Origin of the sequence: Rhodococcus sp. 06-418-5, from assembly GCF_002258285.1 — a bacterium.
In the GTDB taxonomy this organism is placed as follows: Bacteria; Actinomycetota; Actinomycetes; order Mycobacteriales; family Mycobacteriaceae; genus Rhodococcoides.
In genome coordinates this window covers 25389-35837 of record NZ_NOYE01000015.1, presented here as the reverse complement: position 1 = coordinate 35837, position 10449 = coordinate 25389, and the positions used below count along the sequence as shown (strand labels likewise).

Annotated in this window: 11 protein-coding genes; 3 read left to right on the top strand and 8 right to left on the bottom strand. The window is 64.9% G+C overall.

Annotated elements, in window-relative coordinates; all coding sequences use genetic code 11:
* The 4 genes from CH274_RS12245 to CH274_RS12235 form a co-directional block, all read right to left on the bottom strand.
* Positions 1–231, bottom strand: a 231-nt coding sequence (locus CH274_RS12245; protein WP_179273086.1) for an acyl-ACP desaturase, incomplete at its 3' end; no start/stop codon positions are given.
* A 128-nt stretch (positions 232–359) separates the two neighbouring features.
* Positions 360–794, bottom strand: a complete 435-nt coding sequence (locus CH274_RS12240) for a GtrA family protein (protein ID WP_143546551.1) — start codon at positions 792–794, stop codon at positions 360–362.
* Between the two features lie 164 nt (positions 795–958).
* Positions 959–1126 (bottom strand): hypothetical protein, encoded by a 168-nt coding sequence (locus tag CH274_RS29170; protein WP_176459207.1) that lies wholly within the window; start codon positions 1124–1126, stop codon positions 959–961.
* Positions 1127–1202: 76 nt separating this feature from the next.
* Positions 1203–2588, bottom strand: a complete 1386-nt coding sequence (locus CH274_RS12235; RefSeq protein WP_094657604.1) for a maltokinase N-terminal cap-like domain-containing protein — start codon at positions 2586–2588, stop codon at positions 1203–1205.
* 157 nt (positions 2589–2745) lie between these two features.
* Here CH274_RS12235 and CH274_RS12230 point away from each other — a divergent pair, with 157 nt between their 5' ends.
* On the top strand, positions 2746–3510 hold the full coding sequence (locus CH274_RS12230) for a pirin family protein (RefSeq protein WP_032396735.1): 765 nt from the start codon (positions 2746–2748) through the stop codon (positions 3508–3510).
* Positions 3511–3622: 112 nt separating this feature from the next.
* On the top strand, positions 3623–4099 hold the full coding sequence (locus CH274_RS12225) for a DUF4190 domain-containing protein (protein WP_230596931.1): 477 nt from the start codon (positions 3623–3625) through the stop codon (positions 4097–4099).
* Positions 4100–4116: 17 nt separating this feature from the next.
* Here CH274_RS12225 and CH274_RS12220 read toward each other — a convergent pair whose 3' ends face one another.
* The 4 genes from CH274_RS12220 to CH274_RS12205 form a co-directional block, all read right to left on the bottom strand.
* Complete coding sequence (locus CH274_RS12220; RefSeq protein WP_094629194.1) at positions 4117–5235, bottom strand: GGDEF domain-containing protein; 1119 nt, start codon at positions 5233–5235, stop codon at positions 4117–4119.
* Positions 5236–5340: 105 nt separating this feature from the next.
* A complete protein-coding gene (locus tag CH274_RS12215; protein WP_256980382.1) occupies positions 5341–6924 on the bottom strand; it encodes an ABC transporter permease in 1584 nt (527 codons plus the stop codon).
* Positions 6921–7799, bottom strand: a complete 879-nt coding sequence (locus CH274_RS12210) for an ABC transporter ATP-binding protein (protein WP_094657603.1) — start codon at positions 7797–7799, stop codon at positions 6921–6923. The genes CH274_RS12215 and CH274_RS12210 overlap by 4 nt, the downstream gene beginning before the upstream one ends.
* Complete coding sequence (locus CH274_RS12205) at positions 7796–8410, bottom strand: TetR/AcrR family transcriptional regulator (protein ID WP_045200573.1); 615 nt, start codon at positions 8408–8410, stop codon at positions 7796–7798. Before CH274_RS12205 ends, CH274_RS12210 begins: the two co-directional genes overlap by 4 nt.
* A 54-nt stretch (positions 8411–8464) precedes the next feature.
* Between CH274_RS12205 and CH274_RS12200 the strand changes: the two genes are divergently transcribed.
* A complete protein-coding gene (locus CH274_RS12200) occupies positions 8465–10423 on the top strand; it encodes a M13 family metallopeptidase (protein ID WP_094657602.1) in 1959 nt (652 codons plus the stop codon).
* Positions 10424–10449 lie beyond the last annotated feature (26 nt).

The window sequence follows — 10449 nt, the reverse complement described above, 5'->3', positions numbered from 1 at the left end:
GTCCTCGGTGAGGAGGTTGGTGATCATCGCGGCCTGTGCGACGTCGGAGAGCTTGGACTGCTCCGGGTCGTAGTCCTGGCCGCCGAGTGCGGCGAAGTTGCGACCTTCGTCCCACGGCACGTAGTCGTGAGGGTGCCACTCCCGAGCCATGGACAGGTGACGGTTCACATTGTCCTCGGCAGTGGGCACCAGCTCTTGCAGAAGCTCGAGCTGTGTCAGATCCCTGGCCATCGACATGCCTCCTCGCGTTGACGTCGGCTCGCCAGCCTAGGGCGATCGATGCGTCGTGCGGGGTGCCTTGCCCGGATTCTGTTAGAGGTCGCAATCACCGGCGAGGCCGAGTGGTGCGATTTCACAGCTCACCGAGTGGCGAGATTCGATACGGGGGTTGCGAGAGTCGGTGAACGGAACACCCAGCCACGGAGAGCGAGGAATCGGGCGGCTCCGAAGATGCCACTCACGGCGACCACGACCAGAACCTGTACGTACGTCGGTGCCGCCGGGAACAGGATGTGCATTGCGGCCAGTGAGGCGGTGCTCAGACCGAGCCCGATCAGGGCCAGTCCTCCGGCTTCCCACTGGGTCTGGAACCAACCGACTCGACCGGTCGCATGGAAGGTGTGACGGCGGTGCAGTTCGTTGGCCAGGACGGTACTTGCGGCCACACCCGCGAGGTTGGCGGTGAACGATCCGAGGGAAGCGAGTGCGACGAACAACAGGGCGTACACACCGTTGCTCGACACCCCGACGATCACGAACCGCGTGAACTGAGCGAGCACCGACTCCCCGAGCATCCGCGACCTGATGCGGGGCGCACAGCCCGACGAACCGGACGCAGCTGGAGCTTTCAGGGAAATGCTCACGAGGACTCCAGTTGTAGAACCGGAAGCGTCGGTCGGCGCTTCGACTCGATACAACTCCGCACACCGACGAATCGGTCTCGGGCGTGACGGAAGTCTCAGGCTTTCGTGGAACTTTCTTCCCGGGCGCGCTTCTTGCGGTCCAGGTCGATGTTGAGGCTGTCGGGCTTGATCGATGCGACGAACAACACCGCAACGAGCACGACCACTACGACGATGGTGACGACGACCACCGCGATGCCGAAAATTGCCAAGATACCGTTCATGTCCTGCCTCCCGTGTCAGGCAATACGGTACTTGTCGTAGACGGGCCGGTCGACGTCGCCCCTCGTGCGTCGCAGTTCAACTCACCAGGCGCGCTACGGCCCGCATCGGCAACGACAGCCAGGTGGGCCGATTGCGCGCCTCGTACAGAACTTCGTACACGGCCTTGTCCAGTTCGTATGCACGCAACAGGTCGGCCTCGTCACGGGGATCGTGCCCGGCCACCGAGGCGTATCCGTCGAAGAATGCCGAGATGCTCCGCGCCGCCCACTGCTCGGCCCGCTCGCGCGCCGACTCGTCCTCGGGGCGGTCGACCAGCAGGTGGTTGGCGGCGTAGTCGAACGAGCGCAGCATTCCTGCGACGTCGCGCAGCGCGCTGTCCATCTGCCTACGTTCGGCCAGGGTCTTGGCCGGCTCACCCTCGAAATCGATGAGCAGCCACCGTTCGGGAGTGCCCAGCACCTGACCCAGATGCAGGTCGCCGTGGATGCGCTGCACCGTGGTGCTGTTCGACGCCTCCGCCCGCGAGATCAGCGCGGTCGCCGCCGGGATGTACTGCTCGATCTCCGGCACCACCCGTGCCACTCCCGAGATGCGGGCGAGGATCTCCTCGACGGCGGTAGCTTCCACCGACCGCTCGGCGGTGCCCAACTCCGATGCCAAATCGTGGTGTACCTGCGCCACAGCTGCTCCGATTCGATGCGCGTCCGGGGCGAAATCGGCCGGAAGTTCTTCGATCGGTGTCTGCGGGGAATCGAACACCTCCTGCACGCTGGCCAGCGCCGCAGTCCAGCCTTCGGCGGAGTTCGCGGCGAAATCCTGGGCCATGCCGAGCGTCGTGGGTTCACCGCCGACTTCGGCTTCGAGCCAGCCGCGAAGCGGCGCGACGTTGACGCTCCCCGCCGCCGCCAGCGCGCGATGCAGTTCCACATCGGGGCTGATTCCCGGCGGCACCTGACGAAACAGCTTGAGCAACAGCAGATCACCGAGAATCACCGAGGTGTTGGACTGCTCTGCCCCCAGAACCCGACCGCGCAGACCGCTAGGCACACTCGAACCGTCGACGATCCTGAATTCGATGCTGCCAGTGGCTTTTCCGGCGGCAAGTGCATCGCCGTACAGGCCGATGATCTCGGGGTCGCGTAAACCGTCGAACACGGCCACCTCGCCTGCCACGGGCAGGGTCCACGGTCGGAGATCGTCGGTCAGCTCGGTGCGGAACCCCAATGGCACCTGGTAGGTCTGCGTCACGGCGGTGCCGTCCTGCGTCAGCTGCACCTCCACCAGCAGATGCTCGGCCGCGAAATGCGGCTCGTCCAGGAGCACGTCGCGCGCGACGATGCGCACCGCTCCGACCGTCGAACCCTTTGCGCCGAACCACCGTTGACCTGGCAACCACGCCGCCAGAGCATCCTCGAGCTGGGGTTCGATCGTGCGTGCCACACTCGAGCTGGAACCGACCATGAGAATTTCTCGCCGCCTTCGGGGGAGTTTGCGGAGCTTGTGACCGTACTCAGCGAAACCTACCCACTCCCGGCGACGCTCACACACCGACCGCAAAGACACCCGAACGTTATGCAGGTCGTACGCCGGTGCACGGACATGCTCGTAGAGTGGTCACATGTCCGCTCCACTGACCGCCCACATCGACGTACACCGCGCCGGTGATCGATCGAAAACCCGTGTGTCCTGGCTGGACTCGAAACATTCGTTCTCCTTCGGCCAGCACTACGACCCCGACAACACCCATCACGGACTGTTGCTGGTCAACAACGACGACATCGTCACCGCCGGTCAGGGTTTCGAGACACATCCGCATCGCGACATGGAGATCGTCACGTGGGTGATGCAGGGTTCACTGGTGCATCAGGATTCCATCGGACACTCCGGAATCATCCATCCCGGCCTCGCGCAACGGATGACCGCGGGCAAGGGCATCATGCACTCCGAGAAGAACGACTCCTGGAGCATCGACGGCAACAGGCACACCGAACCCGTTCGCTTCGTGCAGATGTGGGTGCTCCCGGACAGTCCCGGTGCCACACCCGGATACGAACAGCTCGAGATCGGCGACGAACTACTGCGCGGCGGGTTGGTCACCGTCGCGTCGGGAATGCACAAGCACCGTGATCGGGCAGCGATCACCATCGGCCAGAAGTCGGCTGCACTGCACGCGGCAAGGTTGTTGCCCGGAGCCTCCGTGACCGTGCCCGACGCCCCGTTCGTGCACCTGTTCGTCGCGCGCGGCACCGTCACGCTCGAGGGGGTGGGCGAGCTCTGGGAGGGTGATGCAGTCCGCATGAGTTCCACTGGCGGACAACGTGTTACCGCGACCGAATCGGCCGAGGTACTCATCTGGGAGATGCATTCGCGGCTCGGCGGGTGATTCACCCGTTTCGATGACAAGTTGATCACGGGAGCACGTGGCTCCTGTGCGCACCGAAGCCACCCACATACACTCCGAGCGTTCACGATCGCCGATATCGGAGGTACTCAACGTGTCGAATCAGAATCCGCCGCCCGGAAACTATCCCCCGCCCGGAAACTACCCTTCACCCGGTGAGTACCCCCAGCAGGGCGGCTACCAACAACAGCCACCGGCACCGAAGAACACCGTCGGCACGGTGGCTCTGGTCCTGGCGATTCTGGGTGTGTTGTTCTCCTGGACCATCGTCGGCGGCATTCTTCTCGGCCTGATCGCCATCGTTCTCGGCTTCGTCGGACGTTCCAGGTACAAGAAGCGCACTGCAACCAACGGCACCGTGTCACTCATCGCGATCGTTCTGGGTTTCGTGGCCGCAGCGCTGTCGATCGTTCTCGTCGTCGTCGGGGTCGGCCTGTTCAACGCAGTCGGTGGACAGGACTTCACCGACTGCCTCAGCAACGCAGGCAGCGATACTGCCGCACAGCAGCAATGTGCCGACGAATTCCAGCAGAACGTCGAGAACCAGTACGACGACTCCACACCGAACTGAGCCGCCGCGTCAGGCACTCAGGTCTCGGTGCCTGACGGAGACCGATCACGTCGGGGCGTCGAGCCCGCCACGACCACCTGGTTGCCGCCCTGCTGCTTGGCTTCGTACATCGCCGCGTCGGCTCGCCGCAACAGCAGCGTGGTGAGTTCCACGATGTCGAAATCGATGTCGTCGGAAATCGGATACGTGCAATGCGCGACGCCGATGCTCACCGTCAGGGGCGCGGGGTCCTCCGCGGAATGCGCGGCGCAGCGATACTTCTCGGCCAGCGCGAGGGCCTGGTTCTCGGCCGATTTGGTCACCACGGCGAACTCTTCACCGCCCACCCGCGCAACCAGCACACCGTCCGTCGTCAACCGACGTGCGACGAGTTGCAGGGCCGCGTCCCCCTGGTGGTGACCGAATCTGTCGTTGATCGACTTGAATCGGTCCACGTCGACGACCATCACCGACACATCGTTCGCCCCCAGGAAATACACCGGCAGTGCCTCGTCGAGCCCGCGCCGGTTGCGCACTTGAGTGAGTGGATCGAAGTTGGCCGCCTGCGCCTGAACCTGCAGTTTGAGAAGCAGATACTGGAAGAACGTGGGGCCCATGAACGTGATGGGCAACAGCACCACCAGCTGCGCGACGGCCAATCCGGGATCGGTGTCGGGTGAGAGCAGGATCAGCACGAAGAAGAGCGTCACGGCCGACCCGGCCCACAGCAAGTGCAGCGCCATGACTTTCGGACTGTGGAAGAGCTGGACGTAGACGCTGTTGGCTGCGAGCATCGCGAGGGCCAAGAAGGTGGTCTGGGGCGATCCGTAGGACAACAGAACCAGCGTCACTCCGACGTCCGAGTACACGGCGAACAACAGAGACACCCGCTTCGATGGCCAGGGAGCTTTCAGCCAGGCGACACCGACCGCGAGCGTCGACACGATCGCAACCACGATGATCGACCGCCCGACAGGCGATGTCGGCGGGGAATCGGTGAGCAACAACAGTGCCGCAGCGGCGAGTCCGTACGAGAACGTACTCAAGGATGCAGCGAGGCGATACGGAGCGAGCGCACCGTGCAGCCCGAGGTAGCTCACCACCGACTCGTAGCTGTGCGGCTGGTTCCACCATGTGCGCAGGAATGTCGAGTGCACGTAACCTCCATGCGCGTTCGGCTCAGAGATCACGGACCCGACAGGACGCCACCATGTCGGACCGGGCCGGACAAATCGGCCACACCCGATGCTATCGGACGCACATCACCCTCGGATGCCTCTTTGTCGGAACGCTGTGAAACCTCCCATACCGACAACGATGGCGATCACGACGAGCCATCCGATCGGCGCGAATTCGACTGCCGCTCCCGGTAATCGCGGAACATGAGTGAAGGGCGAGAGATCGAGCCACGGCTGAGGCAGGCCCACGACCGACCCGACCTGGCCGACGGCGACGAAGCCGCCCAGAACGGCCCACAGGACGGTCGCGAATCGGGGGACAGCGCCGAACAGGGCAAGGCCGATGGCCGTCACCACCCATACGGCCGGGAGCTGACCCAGTGCGCCGCCGACGACGGACGGCAGTTCGCCCGAGACATCGCCGGTCGCCGACCCGTACGTCAGCCCGATGGTGAGGCCGACGACCAGCAGCAGCCACGCCGGGCCGAGAACGGCCAGGAGTAGGTGCCCTGCCAGCCAGCGGATCCGCGAGACGCCGGTGGCGAGAACGATCTCGGCCAGACCCGCCTCTTCCTCGGCGTGGAGCCGCAGCAGGGCCGACACCGAGTAGGCCGCCACCATGATGCCGACGATGCTCAGCACGGCCGCAACGAACGATTGTTCGAGTGTGGTACCGCCGAATTTTCCGAGCGCGTCGCCGATAGCAGTACTGCTGCCGAGCTGGTCGTCGATCCCGTCCGTGGACGCTCCGACGACAGTGCCGAACAGGGCGAGCCCGACGGTCCAGACGACGATGGTTCCGCGAGAGAGTCGCCAGGCGAGAGCGACGGGACCGGACAGTGACGGAGCGGCGGCCACCCGCCCGCGGCGCTCGGCCCGCAGCCCACTGCCGAGATCGCGTCGACTCGCGGCCACGAATGCCGCGGCACAGAATGCGGCTGCGGCCGCCGGCGACAGCAACAGCGGCCACCACCTCTCGTCGGCGAACGGCCGCACCTGCGCCGACCACCCGATCGGCGAGAACCACGACAGGGTTCCCGAGCCGATGTCGCCGACAGCTCTGAGAACGAACGCTGCGGCCAGCACGCCGAGGGCGTAACCGCGAGCCACCCGAGCTCCCGACGCCACCTGCGCCGACACTGCCGCACAGCCGACGAAGACGATCCCCACCACGGCGACCGACGCCCCGTACGCGACGCTCCCGGCCACCGGCAGGCCGAACGCCCACAGCGAGAGAGACGACAACATTCCCGTCGCCGCCACCGCGCCGCCCGCCAACGCGATCGCCGCGGCCAACCCGGCATAGCGACCCACCGCCGTCGATCCGATCAGCTCGGTTCGACCCGCATCCTCCTCACCTCGGGTGTGACGGACCACAGTGAGGATCGCCGCCAGCGGAACCAGCGCCAGCACCAACCCCGAACGCCAGGACACCAGAGCTCCCAGGTCACTACCGAAGATCGGGCCGACGAGCGCTGCCTGCGCGGGCGCCGACAGAGTCCCGAGGTAGAACGCCTGACGATCCGCCGCCGTCGGATACAGGCCCTCGAAGCTGACCGCGTACAGCAGCGGCAACGCCCCGAGCAGAACGATCCACACCGGTGCCACCAGACGATCGCGACGCAGATACAACCGCAGCAACGCGCCGGTTCCTGTCAGAGCCTTCATGCGTAGTACCTCAGGAACAGTTCTTCGAGTGTCGGATCGGAGCTGACCAGGCTGCGGACTCCGGCGTCGGCCAGCACGTGCATCGTCGCCGCAAGGGCCTCGTTCTCCACCGTGCAGGTGACCGAGGATCCCGCGACTCGGACGTCGGACACCCCCGCGAGCGTGGTCAAACCGTCGGGCATGCGCTCGAGATCGGCAGTGACCGTCGTACGAGACAGGTGTCGCATCGACGCCAGAGTCCCGGTGTCGACCGTCCGCCCGTCCTTGACGATCGTCACCGAACTGCACAGTGCATCCACCTCGGACAGGATGTGCGAGGACAACAGCACCGTGACTCCGCGTCGGGCAGCATCTTTCACACAGTCGCCGAAGTGCTGCTCCATCAGCGGATCGAGTCCCGAGGTGGGTTCGTCGAGGACGAGCAACTCCACGTTCGACGCCAGAGCCGAGATCAGCGCCACCTTCTGGCGATTGCCCTTGGAGTAGGTGCGGGTGCGCTTGCCCGGGTCGAGGGAGAACCTCTCGATCAACTCGGCGCGGCGAGCAGAGTCGATGCCTCCTCGCATTCGGCCGAGCAGGTCGATCACCTCACCGCCGGTGAGCGACGGCCACAGCGTCACGTCACCCGGCACATAGGCCAGGCGTCGATGCAGCGCTACGGTGTCGGTCCAGGGGTCGCTGCCGAGCAGCCGCACATCGCCTTTCGTCGCGCGGATCAGACCCAGCAGAATGCGGATCGTCGTGGATTTGCCGGCTCCGTTGGGACCGAGGAAGCCGTGCACCTCACCGGTCGGTACGTGCAGCGACAGTCCGTCGAGCGCCCGAACCGAACCGAATTTCTTCACCAGGTCGTCCACTGCGATTGCGTCGGTCATTCTTTCGCCTCCAGATACGTGTCCAAAGCTCGGGAGTCGGTGAACAGTCCGTCGGTGTAGAGCTCGAGCGCGGGCAACATGACCTCGTGGCCGAGGGCGCTCAGTGCCTCGCGGAAATCGACGTCGGGGCCGGCCATCTGCACGTACAGCAGTAGTCCGCCGACGTTCTGTCGCGTCAGGAATCGGGCGCGTGCCGCGGGGTCTCGACTGGGGGTGAATCGGCCGTCGCGGACTCCTTCGTCGATGTAGCGGACGGCGTCGTCGACCATGTGCTCGAACAACTCTCGCGCCAGCGCACCGCCCGAGGAGAAGCTCCGCACCATGTAGGCGACCAGCGGCGCGTACTCGTCGATCCGAGCGAGCTGTTCCATCATGCCTGCGGGCGCAGCCGAGGCGGTCTTCGATTCGCGGATCACTCGCAGAACGTGCTCGTCGCACGCTGCGCGCAGCCCGTCCTTGGACCCGAAGTGGTGATTGAGCAGCCCGGGAGAGACTCCTGCCGCGGTGGCGATGGACCGCACGCCTGCGGTGAAGCCCTGTGAGCCGAAGACGCCGATCGCGGTGTCGCGGATTCGTGCCCTGGTGGTGAGATCCTCCGATACTGAACGCATGTACAGCACATTAAACACCCGTTCAATCGAGCGCAAGAGTGTAAAGATGGACGCATGACTTCAGTAGTGAACTCGGGCATCGATCTCAGCTACCAGGACGAGAACACACGCGCGCAGGACGACCTGTTCGTGCACGTCAACGGCAAATGGCTCGAGGAGTACGACATCCCGGCCGACCGCGCAGTCGACGGAGCATTCCGCACGCTGTACGACCGCGCCGAGGTCGACGTACAGACCATCATCGAAGAATCGGCCGCCGCGAACCCGCCCGCGGGTAGCGACGCGCAGAAGATCGGCGACCTGTTCTCGAGCTTCATGGACGCCGACCGTGCCGAGCAACTCGGCGTCACCCCGATCGCCGACGAGCTCACCGCCATCTCCGACGCCACCGACCTCGTCACCCTCGCAGGCGTTCTCGGCTCCCTGCAACGCACGGGCGTCGGCGGTGCAATCGGCCACTACGTCGACACCGACGCCAAGCAGTCCGATCGCTACCTGGTCCACTTCAGCCAATCCGGCATCGGCCTGCCGGACGAGTCGTACTACCGCCAGGACGAGTACGCCGAGATCCGTACGAGCTACCTCGAGCACATCTCGAAGATGTTCGCGCTCAGCGGCATCGAGTACGACGCGCAGACGGTGTTCGACCTCGAGCAGAAGATCGCCGCCGGCCACTGGGACGTCGTGGCCAGGCGTGACGCCGAGAAGAGCTACAACCTGGTCGATTTCGACACCCTGGTTCAGAACGGTGCCGGATTCAATTGGGCTGCATGGATTTCCGGGCTCGGTGCCACTACCGAGCAGTTCGCCGAGATCGTCGTGCGCCAGCCACCGTTCCTCAGCACCTTCGTCTCGCTGTGGACTTCCGAGGACATCGAGGCATGGAAGGCGTGGCTGGCCTGGCGCGTCGTGCATTCGCGTGCGCCGTTCCTGACGAGCGCGATCGTGGACGAGAACTTCTCGTTCTACGGAACGACGCTGACCGGTACCGAGGAGAATCGCGAACGGTGGAAGCGCGGAGTCTCCCTGGTTCAGGACGTGCTCGGGGAGGCCGTCGGCAAGCTCTACGTCGAACGCCACTTCCCGGCCGACTCCAAGGCCAGGATGCAGGTGCTCGTCGAGAACCTCACCGAGGCGTATCGACGCAACATCTCCGAGCTCGAATGGATGAGCCCGGAGACGCGTGAGAAGGCCTTGGACAAGCTGGGCAAGTTCACCCCCAAGATCGGCTACCCCGATCGGTGGCGCGATTACTCGAGCGTCGAGATCAGCGCCGACGATCTGCTCGGCAACTACCGCCGCGGCTACACCGCGGACTACCAGCGCGACCTCGACAAGCTCGGCGGACCCGTCGACCGTGACGAGTGGTTCATGACGCCGCAGACCGTCAATGCGTACTACAACCCCGGCATGAACGAGATCGTCTTTCCCGCAGCCATTCTGCAGCCACCGTTCTTCGACCCCGAGGCCGACGACGCGGCCAACTACGGCGGTATCGGAGCCGTCATCGGTCACGAGATCGGCCACGGATTCGACGATCAAGGCGCCAAGTACGACGGTGACGGCAACATGGTGGACTGGTGGACCGACAGCGACCGCACCGAATTCGGCAAGCGCACCACGGCCCTGATCGAGCAGTACAACGAATTCGAACCCAAGGCACTGCCCGGCCACAAGGTCAACGGCGAGTTCACCATCGGCGAGAACATCGGCGACCTCGGTGGTCTGTCGATCGCGGTTGCCGCCTACGAGATCTCGCTCGAAGGCAAGGACGCGCCGGTGCTCGACGGCCTGACCGGCCTGCAGCGTGTGTTCTTCGGGTGGTCACAGGTGTGGCGCACCAAAGCACGCGATGCCGAGGCAATCCGTCGACTCGCCGTCGATCCGCACTCGCCGCCGGAGTTCCGCTGCAACGGCGTCGTGCGAAATCTCGACAGTTTTCACGAAGCATTCGACGTACGGCCCGGAGATGCGCTGTACTTGGACCCGGGGAAGCGCGTCAAGATCTGGTAGCAACAGGCTGGTACACAACGGGGAGG

What these genes read in the sequence shown, in the direction of transcription:
- CH274_RS12205 (WP_045200573.1), bottom strand. Translation starts at nt 8,410, where the DNA reads ATGCGTTCAGTATCGGAGGATCTCACCACCAGGGCACGAATCCGCGAC.
- CH274_RS12215 (WP_256980382.1), bottom strand. Translation starts at nt 6,924, where the DNA reads ATGAAGGCTCTGACAGGAACCGGCGCGTTGCTGCGGTTGTATCTGCGT.
- CH274_RS12235 (WP_094657604.1), bottom strand. Translation starts at nt 2,588, where the DNA reads ATGGTCGGTTCCAGCTCGAGTGTGGCACGCACGATCGAACCCCAGCTC.
- CH274_RS12240 (WP_143546551.1), bottom strand. Translation starts at nt 794, where the DNA reads ATGCTCGGGGAGTCGGTGCTCGCTCAGTTCACGCGGTTCGTGATCGTC.
- CH274_RS12230 (WP_032396735.1), top strand. Translation starts at nt 2,746, where the DNA reads ATGTCCGCTCCACTGACCGCCCACATCGACGTACACCGCGCCGGTGAT.
- CH274_RS12210 (WP_094657603.1), bottom strand. Translation starts at nt 7,799, where the DNA reads ATGACCGACGCAATCGCAGTGGACGACCTGGTGAAGAAATTCGGTTCG.
- CH274_RS29170 (WP_176459207.1), bottom strand. Translation starts at nt 1,126, where the DNA reads ATGAACGGTATCTTGGCAATTTTCGGCATCGCGGTGGTCGTCGTCACC.
- CH274_RS12200 (WP_094657602.1), top strand. Translation starts at nt 8,465, where the DNA reads ATGACTTCAGTAGTGAACTCGGGCATCGATCTCAGCTACCAGGACGAG.